This window comes from Moritella yayanosii, from assembly GCF_900465055.1.
GTDB lineage: Bacteria > Pseudomonadota > Gammaproteobacteria > Enterobacterales > Moritellaceae > Moritella > Moritella yayanosii.
The window spans coordinates 2088813-2112379 of record NZ_LS483250.1 but is presented as its reverse complement, the minus strand read 5'-3'; the positions used below and the strand labels follow the sequence as shown (position 1 = coordinate 2112379).

20 protein-coding genes are annotated in these 23567 nt (G+C 40.1%); 10 read left to right on the top strand and 10 right to left on the bottom strand.

What is annotated here, in order from left to right; translation table 11 throughout:
* Positions 1-125: 125 nt before the first annotated feature.
* The 8 genes from MORIYA_RS09685 to gcvP all read left to right on the top strand — a co-directional run bounded on the left by MORIYA_RS09685 (position 126) and on the right by gcvP (position 10169).
* Positions 126-1106, top strand: coding sequence for a LysR substrate-binding domain-containing protein (locus tag MORIYA_RS09685; protein ID WP_112714730.1), 981 nt, complete (start codon positions 126-128; stop codon positions 1104-1106).
* Positions 1107-1150: 44 nt separating this feature from the next.
* On the top strand, positions 1151-1720 hold the full coding sequence (locus MORIYA_RS09680) for a UPF0149 family protein (protein ID WP_112714728.1): 570 nt from the start codon (positions 1151-1153) through the stop codon (positions 1718-1720).
* A gap of 157 nt (positions 1721-1877) precedes the next feature.
* Positions 1878-2642, top strand: a complete 765-nt coding sequence (locus tag MORIYA_RS09675) for a tetratricopeptide repeat protein (protein WP_112714726.1) — start codon at positions 1878-1880, stop codon at positions 2640-2642.
* A 97-nt stretch (positions 2643-2739) separates the two neighbouring features.
* On the top strand, positions 2740-3945 hold the full coding sequence (gene ubiH, locus MORIYA_RS09670) for a 2-octaprenyl-6-methoxyphenyl hydroxylase (protein ID WP_112714724.1): 1206 nt from the start codon (positions 2740-2742) through the stop codon (positions 3943-3945).
* Positions 3946-3967: 22 nt separating this feature from the next.
* Positions 3968-5185, top strand: coding sequence for an FAD-dependent 2-octaprenylphenol hydroxylase (locus tag MORIYA_RS09665; RefSeq protein WP_112714722.1), 1218 nt, complete (start codon positions 3968-3970; stop codon positions 5183-5185).
* A gap of 450 nt (positions 5186-5635) precedes the next feature.
* The gene (gene gcvT / locus MORIYA_RS09655) at positions 5636-6730 is read left to right on the top strand and encodes a glycine cleavage system aminomethyltransferase GcvT (protein ID WP_112714718.1); all 1095 of its coding nucleotides are present in this window, start codon (positions 5636-5638) and stop codon (positions 6728-6730) included.
* A gap of 55 nt (positions 6731-6785) precedes the next feature.
* A complete protein-coding gene (gene gcvH, locus MORIYA_RS09650) occupies positions 6786-7172 on the top strand; it encodes a glycine cleavage system protein GcvH (RefSeq protein WP_112714716.1) in 387 nt (128 codons plus the stop codon).
* 90 nt (positions 7173-7262) lie between these two features.
* On the top strand, positions 7263-10169 hold the full coding sequence (gene gcvP / locus MORIYA_RS09645) for an aminomethyl-transferring glycine dehydrogenase (protein ID WP_112714714.1): 2907 nt from the start codon (positions 7263-7265) through the stop codon (positions 10167-10169).
* 258 nt (positions 10170-10427) lie between these two features.
* On the opposite strand, the gene MORIYA_RS09640 is transcribed toward gcvP, so the two are convergent.
* The 7 genes from MORIYA_RS09640 to MORIYA_RS09615 form a co-directional block, all read right to left on the bottom strand.
* Entirely contained in the window at positions 10428-12785 is a 2358-nt protein-coding gene (locus tag MORIYA_RS09640) for an AAA family ATPase (RefSeq protein ID WP_112714712.1), read from the bottom strand.
* The gene (locus MORIYA_RS20830; RefSeq protein ID WP_162629261.1) at positions 12782-12919 is read right to left on the bottom strand and encodes a hypothetical protein; all 138 of its coding nucleotides are present in this window, start codon (positions 12917-12919) and stop codon (positions 12782-12784) included. The genes MORIYA_RS09640 and MORIYA_RS20830 overlap by 4 nt, the downstream gene beginning before the upstream one ends.
* 87 nt (positions 12920-13006) lie before the next feature.
* Positions 13007-14626 (bottom strand): IS1634 family transposase, encoded by a 1620-nt coding sequence (locus MORIYA_RS09635; protein ID WP_112714498.1) that lies wholly within the window; start codon positions 14624-14626, stop codon positions 13007-13009.
* Between the two features lie 149 nt (positions 14627-14775).
* Complete coding sequence (locus tag MORIYA_RS09630; protein WP_112714710.1) at positions 14776-15294, bottom strand: ABC-three component system middle component 1; 519 nt, start codon at positions 15292-15294, stop codon at positions 14776-14778.
* Positions 15287-16618, bottom strand: coding sequence for an ABC-three component system protein (locus MORIYA_RS09625; RefSeq protein ID WP_112714708.1), 1332 nt, complete (start codon positions 16616-16618; stop codon positions 15287-15289). The genes MORIYA_RS09630 and MORIYA_RS09625 overlap by 8 nt, the downstream gene beginning before the upstream one ends.
* A 593-nt stretch (positions 16619-17211) precedes the next feature.
* On the bottom strand, positions 17212-17607 hold the full coding sequence (locus MORIYA_RS09620) for a hypothetical protein (protein WP_112714706.1): 396 nt from the start codon (positions 17605-17607) through the stop codon (positions 17212-17214).
* Positions 17608-18015: 408 nt separating this feature from the next.
* On the bottom strand, positions 18016-19116 hold the full coding sequence (locus tag MORIYA_RS09615) for a transposase (RefSeq protein WP_232011586.1): 1101 nt from the start codon (positions 19114-19116) through the stop codon (positions 18016-18018).
* A gap of 214 nt (positions 19117-19330) precedes the next feature.
* On the opposite strand from MORIYA_RS09615, the gene MORIYA_RS09610 reads away from it, so the two are divergent.
* Both MORIYA_RS09610 and MORIYA_RS09605 read left to right on the top strand, forming a co-directional pair.
* Complete coding sequence (locus MORIYA_RS09610) at positions 19331-20125, top strand: M8 family metallopeptidase (protein ID WP_112714704.1); 795 nt, start codon at positions 19331-19333, stop codon at positions 20123-20125.
* Positions 20126-20332: 207 nt separating this feature from the next.
* Positions 20333-20581: a helix-turn-helix domain-containing protein gene (locus MORIYA_RS09605; protein WP_112714702.1), complete on the top strand. Its 249-nt coding sequence runs from the start codon at positions 20333-20335 to the stop codon at positions 20579-20581.
* Between the two features lie 186 nt (positions 20582-20767).
* Here MORIYA_RS09605 and MORIYA_RS09595 read toward each other — a convergent pair whose 3' ends face one another.
* From MORIYA_RS09595 to MORIYA_RS09580, 3 genes are all read right to left on the bottom strand, one after another.
* Positions 20768-21130, bottom strand: coding sequence for a helix-turn-helix domain-containing protein (locus MORIYA_RS09595; protein ID WP_162629260.1), 363 nt, complete (start codon positions 21128-21130; stop codon positions 20768-20770).
* Complete coding sequence (locus MORIYA_RS09590) at positions 21127-22479, bottom strand: type II toxin-antitoxin system HipA family toxin (protein WP_112714698.1); 1353 nt, start codon at positions 22477-22479, stop codon at positions 21127-21129. The genes MORIYA_RS09595 and MORIYA_RS09590 overlap by 4 nt, the downstream gene beginning before the upstream one ends.
* Before the next feature lie 473 nt (positions 22480-22952).
* Entirely contained in the window at positions 22953-23348 is a 396-nt protein-coding gene (locus MORIYA_RS09580; protein WP_112714694.1) for a hypothetical protein, read from the bottom strand.
* Between the last annotated feature and the right edge of the window lie 219 nt (positions 23349-23567).

The window sequence follows — 23567 nt, the reverse complement described above, 5'->3', positions numbered from 1 at the left end:
AAGCGCTAAATAAACAGCCAACAAGGCGGGTAGTGAAAGATAAAAAGTGTGATATGGCTAGCATATTCCAAATGCTATGATGAAGTATAATGATAAATATATTTTTAGTATGAGCTGAGCTAATAATGAAACTGCCGCCGTTACGTGCGTTACAATGTTTTGAAGCGGTTGCCCGTTTTAACAGTTTTTCCAAAGCGGCTGATCAACTTAATATCACCCAAAGTGCGGTCAGCCATCAGGTGCGTCAGTTAGAAGAGTATCTGGGGGAATCGATGTTTAACCGTAAAGGTCGACCCTTGTCAATGACGGAAATGGGTGAGCGTTATTATGAAGAAGTCAGCCAATCACTGGCGAATATCTCTACCGCCAGTCAGCAGATCCGAGAAGGTAAGTCCGGCAAGATCCGCTTAGCCTTATACAGCTCATTGGCGGTAAAGTGGTTGATCCCGCGATTGGATAACTTACGTCAGCAATACCCCGAAATTGATCTGTCATTAAACATGGTGGCGGATGAACCTGACTGCAGTGATCAAGTGGCGGATTGTTTTATTACCGTGAATCCACCGAAACGTAATTTTGTCAGTCAGTTTTTATATGCCGAGCGTTTATATCCGGTGTGCGGTAAAAAACTCTGGCAACAGATCCAAGATCAACCGCTACCCGATGCGTTATGGCAGTATCCATTATTATCGGTACAGTCGATTTATCCCGATAGTGCACTCGGAGAGGATTGGCAGCGTTGGTGTGAATTAGGGGGATTTACCCTACCGAAAACTGCCACCGTACACTATTTTAGTCATATGTTAATGGCGGCGGAAGCAGCACGTTATGACCAAGGTATCACGTTGTTAAATCACTACTTAATGAATGATCAAGACCGCCAGCATAATCTGGTGCGGATCCCCATGCACGAGATCTTAACCGGAGATAACTTTTATTTTGTGTATAAAAAATCCCGCGCTAAGCAAACCGATATTGTTAAGTTAGGACGTTGGCTGAAACTGCAATGTTATGATCAAGAGTTACCTGGTTATGATCAAGAACTGGGCAAATCGGACTCGCATTTGCTTGGCTATGGTCTTGATCTGGGCGAAATGCTAATATAGGCCCCATTATTCTAAATACATTAATCTATTGGTAAGGTCCTCGCATGGATAAAGTTAAACTTCCTCTTTTTGCTGACGTGAATACGCAGCTACAACACAGTGATTTATTAGTGCACCCTGCCGATGTGCACGGTGTTATCTGTGGTTTATTATGTGGTGGCGTTAAGCTAGACAACAAAGCCTGGTTAGAACCGTTTGATCAACTTATGAACGAAGGTTTAGGTATTCCAGATTCATTGGAAGCAGTATTCGCGGACATATATAACGCTAGCGAAGCTGCATTGGAAGACATGACGTTAGGTTTTGAATTGTTGATCCCAGATATGGATCAATCGTTAGAATCGCGTATGGAAGCATTAACTGAATGGCTGCAAGGTTTTCTTGGTGGTTTTGGCATGGTGCATTCTACATCAACCAATGCCAGTGATGAGGTGAAAGAATTGATTGCTGACTTCGCCAGTATTGCGCAACTCGACCTTGATACCGAAGATGACAGTAACGAAGCGGAAGAAGCTTTTTACGAGCTCGTCGAATACGTACGTATGGGCGCTACGTATTGCTTCAATGAATTAAGTGACTGTGGTGACATTAAAAAAATACCAGTACTGCATTAATTTATCGCAAGCGCAATATAACCTTGGCTCGTTATGATATTAATGCTGGCTAAGATTATATTGCGTGTATTAACGTTTACCTAAATGGAGACTTATCGACGCAATTGCAGCGATGAGGTTATAGGTAGGTTTAAGTGGATAGGACAAGGAGTGTGTTATGTCTTTAATAAACAAATTAACGGCGAAATTGAGTAAGAGAGCAAGTGCCTCTGCAGCCGTCGTTTGGCCCGAAACGGCGTTTACCCGCGAACAGCATGCAGTGCGTAATACGCAGTTTAGTCAAACTTACCATGCTTATACTAATCCACAGCAAGCCTTCGAATTTTGTCGTGCACAAGCCGATGAAGGTGTGGTCATGGCCCTGTATTTATTGGCCCTACAGTATGAACAAGGTGATGGTAAGCAAACTTATTTAAACCAAGCGGTGAGTTGTTATCAACGTGCCGCCGATTGTGGCCACCCAGAGTCGTTATTTAATCTGGCGTTATTACAATTGCAGGGTCAATTAGGTAAGCCAAATGCGGTATTGGCGTTTAGCTATTTTGAACAAGCGGCAGAACAGGGTCTAGTACAAGCGCAGTATAATCTGGCGAGTATGTTGGATCAGGGCTCCGGTTGTTTCCAAGATCAAACCGTTGCATTTAGTTGGTATAACAAAGCCGCGCAGCAAGGTTATACCCAAGCATGGCAGAACATAGCGGTGATGTATTACCGTGGTGAAGGTGTGAAAACCGATAAATTACAGGCGTATGCGTGGACATTATTAGCGGCAAAAGCCGGTGTCGACGAAGCGATTACCGCAGAACCCGAGATGACGCAAGGGTTAAACTCGACCGAAATTTTGGTGGGTAAAGCGCAGTTTGATCACTTACAACAAGGCTTTTTAGCTTATCTACCAATCGAAACGCGATTTGAAGGTTAGCCGCATCTAGTTTAAGACGCGGTCTGTATTGTTTGTCGTTGTGCGATTTTGTTATAGTGTCATCGTTTTTTAATTCCAATAACTTGTTAGGATCGAAATGTCAGTGGTTGAATATGATATTGCAATTGTGGGTGCCGGCATGGTCGGTGCGACACTTGCACACGCGCTAAGCCAAATACAACACCAAGATGGCCGTCAATTATCGATAGCGTTAATTGATGCCAATCCGCCTACGACCAGTAACCACCCTGGGTTTGACGCGCGTGTGATTGCATTATCTTATGGTTCACAGAAGATCTTAACTCAGTTTAAGCTGTGGCATAAGATCGCACCCACAGCGACAGCGATCAAACACATTCATGTTTCTGATCGTGGTCACTGGGGTATTACCCGTCTTGATCACAGCGAATACAACTTGCCCGCATTAGGCCAAGTGATCGAACTGCAAACCGCTGGGCATATATTCCAACAAGGTCTCGCTGAGATTAACAATATCAACTGGTATTGCCCAAATCAGTTAGTCAGCCTCGATCGTCAAGTGAATTATATCGACCTAACCCTCGATGATGGTCAGCAAATACGCTGTAAGTTATTGGTCGGTGCCGATGGTAACAATTCAATGGTACGCCAGTTAACCAATGTGCCAATTGAAGTGACTGATTTTGAACAAACCGCGATTATTGCCAATGTCACCACCAGTAAACTACACGAAGGCAAAGCCTTTGAGCGTTTTACTGACAGCGGTCCGTTGGCACTGTTACCGATGTCAGATCAACGCAGTTCGTTAGTATGGTCAGTGCGTTCTGATGAAGTGGATGCGATTATGGCATTGAGTGATGAGGCGTTTTTATCGCGTTTACAACAGCGTTTTGGCTATCGTTTAGGTAAGTTCACCAAAACCGGTCAACGTTTTTCATATCCGCTGCTATTAACCGAAGCGCTAGAGCCAACCCAACATCGTAGTATCGTCGTTGGGAACGCGGCGCATGCATTACACCCGATTGCGGGTCAAGGTTATAACCTGGGTTTACGTGACGTGGCCGTATTACATCATCAAATTGAACAAGCCTTTTTAAACGACCAGGATGTCGGCAATCAAGCCGTTACCAAAGGCTACTGGCACAAGCGTAAAGGCGATCACCAAACCACTATTTGGATGACGACCTCGTTAGCGACCTTGTTTGCTAATAATTATGCACCGCTGGTGGCAGGGCGTAATTTAGCCCTACATATCATGGGTCATAAACCAGAATGTAAACGCGCATTAGCACGTCAAGCACTTGGCGCGTTCAAGTTATTTTAAGAGATCAAAATTAGGATGTTATATGCAATCTTATGATATTGCGGTTGTTGGTGGTGGCATGGTTGGTCTTGCTTTTGCTGCAGCATTGAAGGAAACCACCCTTAAGATCGTGGTTATCGAAGGTAATGAATTTGATCGCGAATTAGGTGATGCACCTGAATTACGCATCAGTGCACTGAGTCGTGCCAGCCAAAACATATTACAAAATTTAGATGCCTGGACCGGTATCGAAAGCCGCCGTTATCAAGCGTACAACGCCATGCAAGTTTGGGATCGTAATGGCTTTGGGCATATCGAATTTGACGGCGACGGACTAATGACAGATACCTTAGGTCATTTAGTTGAAAACAAAGTGATCCAATTAGCGCTGTTAGAACAAATCGAAACAGCCAGTAACATTACCTTATTAACCGGTACCCGTATTCGTAAATTAACCCGCAGCGGTGATGCTGCTTGGTTAACCTTAGAAGATCAAGAACCCGTGTACGCGAAACTGATTGTTGGTGCAGATGGTGCTAATTCATGGACGCGTGCACAAGTGGATATTCCGCTGACGACCTGGGATTATAATCACCATGCTATCGTCGCGAATATCCGTACTGTTGAACCACATCAATCTTGTGCGCGTCAGATCTTTAATCCAGAAGGGCCACTCGCGTTTTTACCGTTATGGCAACCGGATCTGTGTTCAATCGTGTGGTCATTACCACCTGATCGAGCCACCGAACTGTTAGCAATGGACGACGCTGAGTTCAACAAACAACTGACCGTGGCGTTTGATGGTCGTTTAGGACTGTGTAAAATTGAAGGTCAGCGTCAGGCATTCCCACTTAAAATGCGTTATGCTCGTAGCTTTGCTAGCGATCGGGTGGCATTGATTGGCGATGCGGCGCATACCATTCACCCATTAGCAGGGCAGGGCGTAAATCTGGGTTTGTTAGATGCGGCGAGTTTGGCGCAGTGTGTATTAGAAAATCATCGCGCCAACAAAGATATCGGCACCCATGCCCATCTGCGTAAATTTGAGCGCTGGCGTAAAGCCGAAGCGGCGGTGATGATCTCAAGCATGGAAGGGTTAAAGCGATTATTTAGTGGTGGTCATCCGGCGAAACGTATTTTCCGGGATATTGGCTTAACCTTATCCAATACATTACCTGGGCTAAAGCAAAGCTTTATTAAACGTGCCATGGGCTTGGATGGTGAGTTACCTGAACTGGCTAAACTAAACAGTAGTCGTTAAGCTGATCACTGTTAATTGTTTAATAGTGTAATTAGTCCAGCTGTTTGGAGACACTATTAATGAGAATAACTAATGTAAACACCCTATTTATATTAGTTGTTCTAATGTTATTAGGGTTACTTTTAAACATTGCAGCAGCGTAATCATTGTTAACATAGTTCCTACTTGGTAAAACCAACTGCCTAATCCAGTATTTTTGTGATCTACTACGTCATTACCCCCCTCAAATAACTCTTTCCACGGTTTAAGTGTTAACCTCATCCGCATTATTATTTTCTTAACCATTAGATTTTCTATTCTTTAAATGATTTTTAACGAATGCTATCTAAGGGTATAATCGAATTATAGTCATGTAATAGGCTTTACATGACTATTTTATACAAAAGCAAAAAGCAATTTTACTTGATCCCAAAGTCTTGATTAATAACTGTCAATTAAAGGAATTATAGAATGGCTCAACAAACAGTACTGTTCCCGAAGCACGTAGAAGCAGGGGCGAAAATGGTGGACTTTCATGGTTGGGATATGCCAATCAATTACGGTTCCCAGATTGCTGAACATAATGCTGTCCGCGAAGATGCGGGTATGTTCGATGTGTCACACATGACTATCGTTGATATCAAAGGCGCTGACGCTAAGCCGTTCTTACGTTATTTACTTGCCAATGATGTGGCAAAATTAACTGTTTCTGGTAAAGCGCTATATACCGGAATGTTACAACAAGATGGTGGGGTTATTGATGACCTTATCGTTTACTTCTTCAATGATGAATATTACCGCCTAGTGGTTAACTCAGCGACTCGTGTTAAAGATTTAGCATGGATCAACAAACAAGCTGCAGAATTCGCTGTTGAAGTGACTGAATTACCTGAACTGTCAATGATTGCAGTACAGGGCCCGAAAGCCAAAGAAAAAGCCGCTACTGTATTCACCGCTGAGCAAAACGCCGCGGTTGAAGGTATGAAGCCATTCTTTGGTGTACAATCGGGTAGTTTGTTTATTGCGACAACGGGTTATACCGGTGAAGCAGGTTATGAAATAGTGGTTCCACAAGACCAAGCTTGCGATTTATGGCAGAAACTTGTGGACGCAGGTGTACAACCAGCAGGTCTAGGCGCACGTGACACACTACGTCTAGAAGCCGGCATGAACCTTTATGGTTTAGATATGGATGAAACTGTATCGCCGCTAGCCGCTAACATGGGCTGGACAATTGCTTGGGAACCACAAGAACGTGACTTTATCGGTCGCGCAGCGCTAACTGCTCAAAAAGCAGCAGGCACTGACAAACTTGTTGGTTTAGTACTTGAAGCGAAAGGTGTATTACGTACTGGTCAAAAAGTCGTATTCACTAACGCAGCAGGCGAAGCATGTGAAGGCGTCATCACCAGTGGTAGCTTCTCACCAACACTGGGTTTTAGTGTTGCATTTGCACGCGTACCAGCATCAATCGGTGACACGGCTGAAGTTGAAATACGTAAAAAGCTTGTGACTGTTGCCGTAACTAAACCAGCGTTCGTTCGTAATGGTAAAAAACTAGTTTAGTGCGACCAAATAACAACATAATCATTTAAGTAAAAGACAAAAGGAAGTTTCAACAATGAGTAATATCCCAGCTGAATTAAAATATGCATCTTCGCACGAATGGGTTCGTAACGAAGGTGACGGTACTTACACTGTCGGTATTTCTGACCATGCGCAAGGCCTTTTAGGTGACATGGTATTCATTGATTTACCAGACGTAGGTGATGAAATCACTGCTGGCGAAGATTGCGCAGTAGGCGAATCTGTTAAAGCGGCATCAGACATCTACGCCCCAATCAGTGGTGAAATTGTCGCAATCAATGAAGAATTAGAAGACTCGCCAGAGTTAGTAAACTCGGATGCATTCGGCGAAGGCTGGTTGTTCCGCGTGAAAGCGTCTGACGAAAGCGAACTCGCAGCGCTACTTGACGCGGCTGGCTATGCTGAGTCAATCGAAGACTAATTGTTGTTGAAACCCTGAGCTAGCCTCGGGGTTTTTTTTAGTACTTATTTATTTTCGTAATAGTTAATAGTATAAAATACAGGGAATTGCATGAAAACCCATACCCCACTTGCCCAGTTAGAGCAGATTGATAATTTCGCCCGTCGCCACATTGGTCCTTGCGAAGCAGAAACTAAAGCGATGTTAACGAAAGTTGGCGCTGACTCTTTAGAAGACCTTATTCAACAAACAGTACCCAGCTCAATCCTATTGGCAGAAGATATTGTTGCTGGCCATCAGTTATCTGAAGTTGCCGCACTGCAAGAATTAAAAGCCATCGCAGCAAAGAACACAGTAAATAAAAGCTACATTGGTATGGGCTATTATGGTACCAACGTGCCGAATGTTATCTTACGTAACGTATTCGAAAATCCAGGCTGGTACACGGCATATACGCCTTACCAACCAGAAATTGCTCAAGGACGTTTAGAAGCATTACTAAACTTCCAAACCATGACGTGTGATCTAACCGGCATGGACTTAGCAAGCGCATCATTACTTGACGAAGCAACAGCAGCTGCTGAAGCAATGGCAATGTGTAAGCGTGTTTCTAAAAATAAAAAATGTGATAATTTCTTTATCGCCGACAGCGTACACCCACAAGTAGCTGACGTGATGATCGAACGTGCGGAGCACTTCGGTTTCACTATTATTCAAGGCCCTGCAGAAACAGCGCCTGAGCATAACTTGTTTGGTGCGGTACTACAGTATCCTGGCACTAACGGCGAACTAACAGACATTAGCGGCATCATCGCGGCAATCCAAGCGAAAAAAGGTGTGGTTGCAGTCGGCGCTGATCTATTAGCACTTACCTTAGTTAAATCACCGGCGGAACTGGGCGCTGATATCGCGTTCGGTAGTTCACAACGCTTTGGTGTACCAATGGGTTATGGCGGTCCACATGCGGCATTCTTCGCTACGTGTGACAAACATAAGCGTTCTATGCCGGGCCGTATCATTGGTGTTTCTAAAGACACCCATGGTAAACCAGCATTACGTATGGCAATGCAAACGCGCGAGCAACACATCCGCCGTGAAAAAGCTAACTCAAACATTTGTACTGCACAGGTATTACTGGCGAACATGGCTGGTTTCTACGCCGCCTATCACGGTCCAGAAGGCCTAAAAGATATTGCTAAGCGTGTACACCGTTTTACTGATTTATTAGCCGCGGGTGTTGTTAAAGGCGGTCTAAGCCTCGTCAACAATACTTGGTTCGATACCATCACCGTTAAACTCGACAACGAGTTGCTGGATAACAAAGAGAAAGTTGTTACGCGCGCATTAGCAGCGGGCATTAACTTCCGTCTTGACGCTGAACATCAAGTGGGTATCAGCATCGATGAAACCATGACTCAAGCTGATTTAGCGACGTTATTTGACGTATTACTGGGCGATAACCACGGTATTACGATTGACGCACTCGAAGCTGAATTAGCAGCAATCGGTAGCACGTCTATCCCCGCTGAACTTGAGCGTGAGTCGGCATTCCTAACTCATCCAGTATTTAATACGCACCATTCTGAAACAGAAATGATGCGTTATATTAAATCATTGGAAAATAAAGATTTAGCCCTTAACCATTCAATGATTTCATTAGGCTCTTGTACCATGAAACTGAATGCAGTTGCCGAGATGATCCCAGTAACCTGGCCTGAATTTAGCAACATGCACCCGTTCTGCCCAGCAGATCAAGCGGTTGGTTATAAAGTGATGATTGACCTGTTAGAAGACTGGTTAATTAGCATCACCGGTTATGATTCAATTTGTATGCAACCTAACTCGGGTGCGCAAGGTGAATACGCGGGTCTATTAGCCATTCACAAATACCATGAATCGAAAGGTGAATCGCACCGTAACATCTGTCTGATCCCTAGCTCTGCGCACGGTACTAACCCTGCATCAGCGCAAATGGCGGGTCTGAAAGTGGTGGTCACTAAGTGTGATGAAAACGGTAACGTTGATGTTGCAGACTTACGTGAAAAAGCGGAAGAGCTAAAAGACAACCTTTCTTGCATCATGATCACGTACCCATCGACTCACGGTGTATACGAAGAATCGATTAAAGAAATCTGTCAGATCATTCATGACAACGGCGGCCAGGTTTACATGGACGGCGCGAACATGAATGCACAGGTAGCATTAACATCTCCGGGTTCTATGGGTTCTGATGTTTCTCACCTTAACTTACACAAAACATTCGCTATCCCACACGGTGGCGGTGGTCCAGGTATGGGTCCTATCGGCGTTAAAGCGCACCTTGCCCCCTTTGTTGCTGGTCACTCTGTTGCTGACACAGGTAAAGAAAGCCGTCACAACGGTGCGGTATCTGCTGCACCGTTCGGTAGCGCAAGCATCTTGCCTATCACGTGGATGTACATCAACATGTTAGGTACAGCAGGTCTGAAACGCTCTACACAGACAGCTATCTTAAATGCTAACTACCTAGCAAAAAACTTAGACCCACTGTTCCCAGTGCTTTATAAAGGCCGTAATGATCGTGTTGCTCACGAGTGCATCATTGATTTACGCCCACTTAAAGAAATCACGGGTATCACCGAGTCTGATGTGGCTAAACGTCTCATGGATTATGGTTTCCACGCGCCAACAATGAGCTTCCCAGTAGCGGGTACGCTGATGATTGAGCCAACTGAATCAGAGTCTAAAGCGGAATTAGATCGCTTCATCGAAGCAATGACCAGCATCCGTGCTGAGATTGCGAAAGTTGAATCGGGTGAGTGGACTGCAGAACAAAGCCCACTCCATCACGCACCACATACATTGGCTGATATTGTTGACGCTAACTGGGATCGTGTTTATGACCGTGAAACGGCAGTTTACCCTGCACCTTACGTGAAGAAAGACAAGTTCTGGCCTACTGTAAACCGCATTGATGATGTGTATGGCGACCGTAACTTATTCTGCTCATGTCCTCCAATTGAAGCGTATAACGACTAATTTTGGTTGTAGCTGAGTTTTATAAATTCAGGTTCAGATAATAAAAAAGACAAACTTCGGTTTGTCTTTTTTTTTACTGAATCGGGGTGGGAATATGGAATTAAGTTGGTTAACGATTTAATTAAGATGGTTAACTTTAACAAGTTGGTTAATTTCCCTGTTAAATAATAAAAAAGGCGAATCAGAGATGATTCGCCTTTTTGTTTTTCTATGCCATATACTCATTAAACGAGTTCAGAACATCATTATTGGGTATTCCTATGTAACATTCATGCTACGTTGAATATCCTTGAAGTTTATTCTCTGTGTTTCTAGATCCGCCTTTCCAAATTTATATCTGAAATAACTTGAAGTGTGGTCTTCATGAGTAGAGATGAAAATCTGTCGGTCTTTAAACTCATGCCTTAGTAGGTCAATAAAACCTGCAACATTAATTTCATCCATTGTCTGCACTGGGTCATCAATCAACAATAGTGAGTGCTTGGCATATTTGTGGTTTAATGCCATTGTGAATGCAATGACTAATGATGATAATTGCCCTGAGCTCATAGTGAAAATTACATCATGTTCAGCAGTAGGAGTATCTTTGAAGGAGATTGATTTGCCATCGGATTCAATAAATATACCTAAACCATTATGAAAATTCTGAAGTAAACGACCAGAATAGATATGAAATAAGATTTCAATACCTTTACTGATGCTCTCTATATAGTCGTTAACATTATCAGTGTATAGACTAATTAGATTACCGAGATGTGTGTTAATTTTAACCGCATTATCGAATTTGTTTTTTTCTTGTTCGTATATTTTCTCTTTGTCTTTTATATCTTGTAATTTTGATTCAGCATATTGTTGTTGTAAGTACTTTATTTTTAAATCTATTGTAGCAATGGTTAATTTAAGTAATTTATTTTCATTGTTTTCAAAGACCTCAGTAAATACATCATCTAGATCTGTGGATAAATTATCGTAGATAACAGGCTTATACAGAGTCTTAACTTTATCTATTAATAATTCGGTTGGTATATCTATTGATAAATCAAACGATGGTAAATAGTAACTAGATAAATCTATCTGATATTCATCAAAGGTCTTTTTTAATCGATTCAGGTGATTTATTTGTTTATCGTCAAGCTCGCATATTTTTGTCTTATAATCAATTTTAGACTTTTCAGCGTTAATTATATCAATACAAATACTTATAATCGGGGATAGGTATTTGGTTTCAATATCTTGAACTTTTATTTGTAAACTTGAGTCGCTAGCCTTAAGAATCGACGCCAATGCTTGTGCTTGCATTTTAAATTGAGCAAGAAGTTGTTCATGGCTTAACCAGTCATGCCCACATGTAGGGCATTCTGATGCCTTTGAATCAAGCTGTTTTTGATAGGTATCATGATCTTCTAAATATTGCGCTCTAGATGATTTAAGTTGAGATAAATGCTGGCTTAACTGATCAGATGATTTTAGTAGAGTTATTAACTCTTCAATCTGTGATTCGAACTCTTCAAATTTGAGGTGTTCGGGGAATTTGTCCCTAATTGATTCTTGTGGAAAGATTTGTTTATTGTTAACTAATTTAACTAATCCAGCTTTTGAATTTTCCACATATTGCTTCGCATCCTCACATAAATCCACTTCAATTTTATATTGAGCAATGTTGTTAATACGGTTACCAAACCGCAATAAAGGTATTAGCACCTTAGGCTGTAAAGCTAACCTTTTTTTGATGTTCTCGTTATAACGGTTGTTTAAGAAATTATCGCTATTCTCTTTTAAATATTTTAAGCGCGTTAATATTCCGGTTTCACTAGTCCATTGAGCATATGTACCAGTGCTAAAGTCAACGGTTTCGCGATCCCAAGGGAAATTTTTGGTCTCAATTAAGCGGGTATGGGGTATCAAATTTGAGCTGTCTGGTAGCGATTCTTTTTTTAAAGCGTCAATCTCAGCGAACAAAGTATCCAATGTGCTTTTCTTAACAGGCGTTTTTAGTTTTGCGATACTAGTTCTGATCTTTGTTAATTTTTCTATCTTTTTTCGGTAATCTTCAACATCAAATAGGTGATCAATTTTTTGTTGCTTTGACTCACCTTTGCTTTTAAGCATTAAGGTGTTTTCTTCTTGTTCTATATAGTGGAATAAACCATAATTTTTTTTGTAGTTACTTCCAAGTAGTTTAGATAAATAAGTCTCGTCATCTGAAATTTTTTCCCACTTATCACTTTCTAATTCTTTGACATAAAAGTGGAACTTAGCATCCGCTATACGCTTTGTACTTTCCAGAGTTTCTTTTGTTGCGCATCGTTTTATATATTTCACACCATGGCCTAACTCAATTTCGGCCTCAATGGATAATGAGTCACCGGACTTAGTACCATCATAAAGAAGTGGAAAACACCCAATATGTTTCCTTTGATTAGATACATTTGAGTCTAAATCAATATACCTTGTTACTTTCCCCAAAAACAGGAGCTCTAAGGCATCATAAAATGTTGTTTTTCCAAAGCCGTTAGGGCCATCAAGTAGAGCCAAATTATTAGTTGTAATTTCTAACTCAACAAAGGGGAATACTTTGAAGTTTTTAATAATTAATTTTTTTAATTTAATGTTCATAACTCACCAGCCTTAAGTTGTTCCATTATTAAATTAAGTAACTCATCAGGTTCACAGGCGAGTTCGTTTTCACTTAATTTTTGAGCCACGGTGTTTAAACTTTTTAAACTATCTTTATCTTTTATTTTATTCATAGCTATTTCATGATTTTTGTACAGGTTTGATATGTCTTCATTAGATCCTTTTGCAATATGTATGAAACCGACATTCCGCACCCCATTTTATGAATAAATCTGCTGATATGTCGGCCCCATACAATCAATAATTATTCGATGTCGCTCTTTAATATTCAGCACTAATTGCGGCTCTTCTGAGAGAGTTAAAATGTCGATACCTTGAAAGCAAAAGAAAACCCAACGGGCGGTAGGATTTTGACAGGGCTTATATTTTAAATTGGGAAAATATACGTCTTTAGTTCTCAACTCCTCTCGGATCTTATGCTCAAGTGCCGCGTATACCATCAAGCAACACGTCATGATCATCAGCAATGCCTCAATCCGCTCTGCCTTTTTTAAATATAATGACGATGTTAAAAAATCAGGACTTTTTAAGAATCTAAACCCTTTTTCCACACTTTGCTGTGACTTATATAGTTCAAGCATTTTGCTCATCGTTAACGTATCGCTACAATCATTTGTCGCTAACATGAATAACCCTTTTTCGGATAATTTACGTTCGCGAAAATTTAATTTTGAAGCAAGCAAACCGGTTACTTGATATTCATAACCATCCGGCTCTTGACCTGTTTTAGGTCGACCACTTTTAGTGAAAATTGGATGCTCAATAACGTCAATTTCACTCATTGACATACTGGCTTGAGATTTCATCCAGATACTCAGCATTTTCATTGCGTCAGCATGACAAGCAAAACGTTGTTTACTGAGTTTTTCCAGTGATTTTAATGCCGCAGTGGCGTCTTTTAGCATACGTTTATCTAATGTGTGTTGTTCACGTTTTTTTGCTTGTTCACTGAACACTAACAACCAACGCTGCTTAACATCACCGTAGTTTGAATCTATCCAGGTTGCGCTATAGCCATTTCCTAACTCAGTGAAATGGTAATTGTTTTGTTCTGATATGGCGTCTTTGACTAATTTTAACTTTTGCGGCGCTCTCGATATGAATAATTGGCCTTGTTCATCGAGAGATTGGATCGTTTCGGCGACATATAATGCAGCATCGCCAATGAAATAGCGGTTGTTATGGGCCGCTTTAAGACTTTTAACATGTTGCTTAACGATATTTTTAAAACCTTCATTATCGTTAATATTGCCACTTGCCGCCTGCATGTAGACGGGGATACCGGCCTGATTTTCAGTGATCAGGTTTAACACCACCTGATTCAATTCAGGGCGATGATCACGGCTGTAGCCTCGCACTAGTTGAATGGCTGCATTACCGTCTTCGTCTTTATATTCACCATCAACATGAATGCTTGTGGAGTCCAGATTAAGCCCTTCACACGGAAGCTTTAAATGTGAAATTGTACGGGCGGACAGTCCTTGAAATAGCTCGGAAACGCCAGTTTCATAGAGTTGGTCAAGACAGCGACCGAGTGCATCGTCATTAATATGCTCCGCTTTTACACCCTTACCAAGAAGGCGTTCGACAGGCCGTTCTGCAAAATATTCAGGATACATATGCAATGTTCTACCAACAAAACCGAGTCCATTTAAAATCATGGCTTCTACGAGTTGCCCGTATGAAATGTGCTTATCCTTACTTTGTTCGGGATGTGCGTCATCAATAAACTTGGCGATACCAATATCTTTGCACATGCCTGAAACTAAACCGAGGTGATCAAGACTCTTTGTTGAATATGATATGGTCATAATTTTCATCGCCCAAAGATAACTAATAGATCAAATATGGGGATCGCCGTCAAGCTTTTTTTTATTTCACGCGGGATTTAGCAATTTATGTATAACATCAACATTCACAAATACATCATGTCTACATTTGCATTGAACGTGTCGTTAAAAAGCGATAATTAATACCTATAATAGGGTGCGGAATGTCGGATGAAAGTTAATTTCATGCATATTCTATAAAGTAATGATTCCCACGTGCCTTTATTTATATTTTCTTTATAGCGTTGGAATACCTCAGGGTTTGTTGGACTTTGTTGAAGTAAATTTTGAAGAGGGTAAGTTGAAGACTGTTCTTTATAGCTAGTAAGTTCACTTTGAGTATAATAAAGCACGTTTTTTTTGAAGAAGTAGATATCTTCTTCTGCATGATGGAGTTGGCGAATGGTTTTTTTATCTATCGATTCAACATTCCATAAGCAAATAATATTAGCATTTTTTTCGAAAGCTGGATCGGTGCAAACTTTTTTACACTGAGCCATTAACTCACTCTGTACTTTTTTTTCTAAAAGTTGGCTTGGAGAACCTTGATAAATTACCCAGTAATCATCCATTATGTTAGATTTAAATATGCGATTATCACTATTTGGTAATTTAGAATAGTTAAATATTTCAAAGGTATTTATTATTATTTCAATCATTTATAACTCGATTGGCTTCTGCTATGGATATGAGTGATACATTCCTAAAACTATTTATTCTGTTCTCGTTTAGATCACTAGAAAATTCATCTTCAAGGTTAAATTCAATCTGATTACCAACTACAACACTTGAGAAAATAGATTGACAATTAATATGTCGATTAACTAATTTTCCACCCTCAAATAAAAAGTTAACGTCATCAGCTATTGATGCCTCGATTATTTCAATACAGAGTTCTTCAGCATCGTCTGGGTGATCGTGAATTGCTGTTGGGTATAGATATTCATCGTCATTTTTCCAGAAAAAAAACGACGGTAATTGTAAGGATTCATCAAATTCAGATTGTGCCATTTGATCCAATACTTTTAGCAATCCTCTCTTAAAATCATCTCGATTGAATGTATTATCTTTATATTGAGATATGTTATTAAATCCAACTTTTTTATGAGGCGCTATTGCTCGGATAAACTTTGTCAACGAACTAGGATTTAGTGCGTTAAATTTAGAAAAATAATAATTTAGCTTAAGTAATGTATTTGCGTTGTTGTCTTCCACATTCTGGCAGTAGTCATGGAAATATGTCCCTGCATCCTTTAACAGCAAATAGTGGAAATAACTCTCATCTAAATAGCGGTCAGTAAGGTCTTGGGTCAATATTTCTAAAATCCGATCAAATTCAATATATCGGCTGGCTGCTACTCTGCTTTGTACAGCGCCTGTTACTGTGCTTTGTTGTATTTCGCGGTGAACATCAATAACATGCTTGATAATAATATCTTCTAGGAATTGACGGCTCTTAATTAAATAGTCGTTACTAGCGCGATACTCTTCATCAGGAAAAACCACTTGATAAACTTTCTTAATTTGGTGTTCGATAAACATATCGACACTCTCAAGGGGGCAGTGGTCAACGGGGCTATCGTTGGTATCAAAGTATTGGTAAAATGTTATAGGGGAGTATTCACTTGTAAACGTGCTAGGTATTAATCTCAATGGTAAAGATACGTGGAAGAACGGTTCAGAATCTTCGTGAAGATTTGCTTTATCTCGAAGTTTTTCAACATCGGGGCGATAGTCTGAGAATAGACGATCTTTTCTCGCTTTCACTTGATGTAATGATTTACAAGTATTATCAGTATTTAAAATTGCAAAATCTTCAATGCTTTCAATTTGTAATTTTAGTCTTCGGCTTTCTTCTGGGGCTTGTTCAATTAATCTAAGACAATGTAATAGAGCTATTTTTCCTTGATAAATATAACCACTGTAGCTTGTTATTGCAGTATGAGGGTGAGCCATCTCAATATTTCCGACTTGATCTACCATATTTCCCTTTATAACTATTCGCAGCTTGAATATCACGCTTAAAATCACATTGTAAGTACCGAGTATTACTAACTTGAAATATTAGCTATCCCTCAAGGATTTCGTGTGTAATTAATTCGTAACCATAAGAAATTGAAGGGATTATCCTATCACGTATTAAATTTAAGGACTATTTCAAGATCAAGTTTTGAATGTTTATTAGATTATAATGATCGGTATTTATCTTCGTATTGCTAAAGTTATAATCTTGCTATTTGTCAATATCACTATAAAACCCTTACAGTCATAAATATATTTATCCCTATAATCGAGTGCGTAATACCTCGATTTAGAGTGGAGGGTCACTTTATGCACCTTTTTACACTGAAACTCTGCGGTCTTATCTATTACTATCATCCTGTATTAAATCGGCAGTGCCAATATCGCTCAAGCCAACAATGTAGTCAAAATCGTAACCAACGGTGCACCGACCTTTGAGCTTGGTTTTGAAGGTGAGGTATACATAATACATAGCGGTCGTATATTTCTCTAAGATCAAAAAAGCCTCCAAATAAGGAGGCTCATTTCAATTAACCACAACAGTTAAAGTATTATTATGCTTCAGCAGTTGCTGGTACTTTAGTTATTTTTTTAGGTGCAGTTTTTAGTTCGCTAACCATCGTAGTAAGTAGGTCTATTTTGCTTTCTAATTCACTTAGTTTTGAACCTTGAACACCCGTAAAACGGCTAGTGATACTTTGTGCTTTCGTTTCAATTGATTCTAACGTGATTTTTTTAGCAAAGATTGCAGACATTTGTTCTTTCAGTTTAGGCTCTACTTGCGTACCGCGCTCAACCAGAGATTCAAAAAGTTGCGTTGCTTTATCTGATGATTTTGATGCTTCATCAAGGATAGTGCCATAAACACCAAAACCAGCAGTGACAGATGTTTTGGCAGTGTCTTTTGCGACAGTTAAGATAGTTTGTGCTTGGTTAAGTAATTTACTCATGATAATCACTCCTCGTTAAATAATTCTGATTAAGGTTTGTTTCAACTGAGTTAATCATATTGGTTTTATTTAGAAAGGTAATACCAGAGTAAATCGATACATTTATAATTTTATCTACAAATATGTCTCAATAGGCCGTAATTGTAAAAAAACTGATTTAAAGCGTTGCCATTGGCTAGTCTCAGAATTGCTTCCCCAACGTTGAGTGCCCGAATACTAACGGAGTTCGCCGTCAGTATCCAATACCCAGTTATACAATATGAAAATGCTAATCTTGAAGTACCCCTAGCTGAAGCAAGGGGATTCTTGTCGTCTACGGTTTAGGCATTGCAATATTAAATTGCGTTAGTCTTCTAAAACCTCTTACAAGCATTTAACGTGTCGGTACTACCTACCGCCACAAATTATTTAAGCTGCTAGTCTTAATCCCTCTTTATGGATATTGATAGCAGCATTATGATCTCTATCGTGAACAGCGCCGCATGCGCAAGTCCACGTCCTGATCGCTAATGACCACTGCCCAGCGTATAACGCACCACACTCGCTGCACATTTTAGACGAAGGAAACCACTGGCTAATAGCTGATAATTTACGCCCGTACCAATCAGCCTTATATTCTAACTGCCTTGCTATTTCACCGAAATTAGCATCATGGAGATGCTTTGCCAACTTGCGATTTTTCACCATATTTTTGACTTTCAATGACTCGATCCCTATCACTTGGTTTTCGTTTATAAGTGTCGACGTCATTTTATGCGTAAAGTCTCTACGGGAATTCGCTATCTTTTCGTGGATCTTAGCAATAACAAGCTTTTGCTTTTTGAAATTGCGAGAGCCTTTTTTTCTTTTCGCTAATTTTCGTGAAGCCTTAGCGAGTTTTTGGGCATATCGATTTGTTAAGCGCGGGTTGTTAAATTTAACGCCATCCGAGCAGATCGCTAAATCTTTAATGCCAACATCGACACCGACCGTTTTATTAACAATCGGCAGCTGTTTTATCGCTTCTTTCACTAATATTGAAACAAAATACTTACCTGATTTAGTCTTGGATACGGTAAGTGAACTTGGTTTTCCAGTGAAGTAGCGCGACCACTTTATTTTAAGCGGTTGCTTCATTTTAGCGAGTAACAATGATTGTTTATCTGCATCCCATTTGAACCCGTTACTCATGTAACTGGCTGATTGATTATTATGCTTTGATTTAAATTTAGGGTAACCAAACCCTGACTTAAAAAAGGACTGAAAACCTTTGTTAAGATGTTTTAACGCCTGTTGCAAAGGCACGCTTGATACGTCTTTCAGCCACAACAAGTCGGGGTTCTTTTTAAGCTGAGTGAGGTTCTTACTCCAATCGTTATAATTGGTTTTATTGCCTAGTTCATACTGCACTTTAGAAAACGCCAATGCTGAATTATAAGCGACACGCACACAGCCAAATGTCTGAGAAAGCATGACCGCTTGCTCGTTATTCGGGTAAAATCTGTATTTGTACGCGATTAACTTCAACATAACACCCTAGTTAACTGTATATAATTCCAGTATCAAATTCTAAATTTAGACCTTGTCACTTTGTATGTCAACAGCAATAAAGGCCAGGGCGCTTATTGCTTCGCAATAATGACTTACATCACCGACATAAATGACGGGGTTTTACGTCAAAAATGATAAATATATTTATCCTTATAATTGAGCACACACCATCTCGATTTAGGAAAACCACGTTATGCGTTTTTTTACACTGAAGAACTCTGCGATCTTATCGATCACTACCATTTTGTATTTAATTGGCTGTACCAATACCGCTCAAGCTAACAATGTCGTGAAGACGGTGAGTAACGGTGCACTGACTTTTGAGCTTGAGTTTGAAGATGAGCTACAACTAACGCATGGCAGGGCGTTGGTGTGGAGTGATGCCTTACAGCAACCTTATATCGATGCCGCCAACCAGTGGTTAACGGCATTGGTCGGGGTTGAAGGTAAGTCACAGCACACTATACGCATGCGCATCGCGGTTGAAAAAATGAATGACGGTAATGGTTATGCGGGTCCTGATTCAGAAGAGCAAGTGGGTGAGTATGAGATACCAACGAGCGGGACGTTAGTTATTGGTAATCATACTTACGAACAAGGCTTTGATCAGGTCGAGTTTAAAGCCAATATCCTCCATGAAATGGGACATATCCTGGGTATCGGTTCGTACACAGAAGCGTTTACCGAATACAGTGAAGCATATCAAGGTAACGTATTGAAAGTGCCAAACAGTATGGCAGCGAAAAAGTATAATCAGATATACGGTAATACTTATTTGTATGTGCCAATCAGTGATGACGGCGGTCACTTGTATGATTACGTGCTGCAAGAAGACAAAAAACGGATATTGGATAACGGCCAAGTATTAGCGCCATTAACCCAAGAGTTTATGGCCAATGGCGTGGTTTTTGGTGCGGTGACGCTAGGGGTGTTAGATGATATTGGTTATGACGTTTCTTATCGTGGGGCGGAGGGTTATCAGCCATAAAGTCTGATATAGCTTCATGCATGATACCTTAAGTGAGATTGCAGGGCTGGGAACCTTTTATCAAATCCTATTAAAAGTGAACGATCGTACACTTTAATCTAAATACCAATGTCAGCAATAAGAAAAGTGTATATAGGTACACTTTTTCTTGATTCTAGGTATATGAAGACCTAAAGTAACCATAAGTACACTTTTTAGGGCAATAGAATGGTTACTCAACTCGATCCAAGCACCTTAGGTAAATTGATTAAAGACCATAGAAAGGCAGCATCGATGACTCAGGAAATCGCAGCGTCATTTTGTGGTGTTACCAAGAAGACCTTGATCAGAGTTGAAAAGGGTGAAGATGTATATTTTTCAACAATAGTTAAAATCCTTAATGGTCTTGGTATCAGCCTCGCTGTAGATACACCTAGTAGCAAAAATATATTAGGTGGCAGCAATGAATGGTTCTAACTTTAATACGCTAGAAATGCATTTCTGCCGATACCTATGGAGATAACAATGAACAATGCATTTGAAAGTATTCAAAAAGGTTTAATGGAAGCGATTGAATTTTCTGAAGGTAATACCAAAGCCGCTACTATGCATACATTTGATGCTGTAGACGTTAAAGAAGTGCGTCATAATCAAGCTATAGCTCTAACTATTCGCTCGAGCCTTATCCAGAATAGCCAAATCTCTTGGCATCACAGTAACGACCATACCCAAGGGACGGAATGCTTTTTGTAAAATGGCCTCGGTATAATTTCCTTTGCCGTTTTCTATTTCAGATAGCACCTTACGACTGATACCAACCATTTTTGCATAGTCGGCTTGGTTCACTGAAAATAGGTTTAACCTTAGGTATTTTAATGCTTCACCTTTGGTCATGGTGCCTTTTAACATATTAACGGTCACTTCAATCACTAAGGCTTCGCGTTCTGCTCGGGATAAGTTAATGCGCTTGCTTACGATTGCATTTCGACCTGCTGAGTTCGTCTTTTTAACTTCTGTTGCGCTCATGCTAGTAGCCCCCATTTTTTCAATTTAGTTTCTAAATTAGTAAAACCAATAGAGCTATAATTGATGATTGATTCGGGCACTCCACGTTGTTCTAAGCGCGTTTTTAAATTAATTAGTTGCTTTGCTGTTACTTGTAATGCGTTAAGTAATACGTCGGGTTCAACCCATTTTTCAAGGTGTTCGGCTATTAACAGGAAATTATAATTGCCACCACGTTCCATATTATGCCCCCATGTAAATGTGCGACTGATGACCTCTGGATCGGCTTTCATCGGTGCAAAGTCATAAATCGGAGCGAGAGTGACGGTATTATTTGATTTAATAAATGAGGTGTTACGGCCATGATTATCAGAGTTACCAAACGCTATATTGAGTAAATCACGACGCACCCATTCAATGACGAAATTAGCGATGCCATTTGGTTCATCTAACATCGTTTTAGTATTCCCGAAGTAGTCATCTTTGGTCATTTTTTGAATAAGCCTTGCTAGTACGTCACCATGTAATAATGGTCTTGCAGCTTGCTCGTCAAGGATTGAATAGACAGACTCTAATCCACTGTGCTGCATTTGATTTTCACTGATATAAACATCAAACCTTGGCAGCCATAATGACGGTACACGAGCGCCTTCAAGTAAATGCATATTCTCAGTTGGAATCGTATCAAAGCCCATCGCTTCCAGTTCATGATAAAAATGAAACTCGGCTCTTAAAATATCTTTATCAATAGCGGTTTTACCACGGGGGAATTTAACTAAATAATGGGTATCTAAGTTTGTAGGATCATCTTGAAAGGTATCGATCCATACATTACCTTGTGGACTACAGCGTAATAACATTTTTGGTGCAGCACCACCTGCACCAGTTGCACCACCTGCAGCCGCGCCGTTCTCTTGTGCATATTCAATAAAATCTATATCGCGTTCGATAACATGCTTGATTGTAAAATCAATCGTAATATCGTGAGTCACTTTGACTGGGACAGCCTCTTTGATTCTTAGATTACCAATGGGGGCAATAGTGCCTTGTTTTAATAAGATGAAATCTTGTGTTACAGGGCTTTGATCTGAAATACCGAGTTTTTTAACCCAATATTCTCTGCTTGAGCCAGCAGGCATAATATCGTCGATGAATCGTAACCAGTTATTTTTATGGTAGCCCATTGTTTCAACGGGGTAACAAAAGCTAACCGCGGTTTCTGCGCGTTCATCAAAATGCGATAAATAATCTAGGTGGTAATTAAGTTCAGATGCGCTAGCACGACCGAGCTGAGGTTCGGTAATAATTAATTCTGCGGCATCATGCCATTGATTATCTGTATATATTTGTAGTGTTAATCGCTCAGTCATTGTTGTGTACCATATTACTCAATTAATCTAACAATAGATTATTGTTGAGCGTTATACAACGCAAAAATGGTGATTACGGCATTTTATGGGGCGTATAGTACGCGTTAATTGTTATTGCCAATAAATTATGGGTGATATAGTACGCATTAATTAATGTGTATATCGACCTACTGGTAAGTGATGGTAATAGCTGTGCCGGATCCAAATCAAAACAACCGAGTCCCGTAATGAATCCCATGTTGTGGAAAATAAATGGGGTAATGCCAACGGTCTTTAAAAACACGGATTACGTGATCTATTTCTCTCGGGAAGATAATTGGGGTTATATCTTAAAGCCCTTCAAGCAGCGAACTAGAAAACTTAACTCAGCTGGTGGCATCCGCTTTCATCAGCCTTTCGCACTTTACCCCAAGATCAAAAAAGCCTCCAAATAAGGAGGCTCATTTCAATTAACCACGACAGTTAAAGTAATATTATGCTTCAGCAGTTGCAGGTACTTTAGTTATTTTTTTAGGTGCAGTTTTTAGTTCGCTAACCATCGTAGTAAGTAGGTCAATTTTGCTTTCTAATTCATTTAATTTGGAACCTTGAACACCCGTAAAACGGCTAGTGATACTTTGTACTTTAGTTTCAATTGATTCTAACGTGATGTTATTAGTAAAGATTGCAGACATTTGCTCTTTCAGTTTAGGCTCTACTTGCGTACCGCGCTCAACCAGAGATTCAAAAAATTGCGTTGCTTTATCTGATGATTTAGATGCCTGATCAAGGATAGTGCCATAAACACCAAAACCAGCAGTGACAGATGTTTTTGCAGTGTCTTTTGCGACAGTTAAGATAGTTTGTGCTTGGTTAAGTAATTTACTCATGATTATCAGTCCTGGTTAAATAATTTAGATTAGGGTTTGTTCCAACTGAGTTAATCATATCGGTTTTATTTAGAAATAGAATTCCAGAGCAAATAAATACATTTACAAGTACTTCTCAATGGACAATAAGTGTAAAAAACTTGATTTAAAGCGTTCCCATTGGCAAGTTTCTGGATCGCGTTCCCAACTTGTGTCCCCGAATGCTAATGGATATCACCG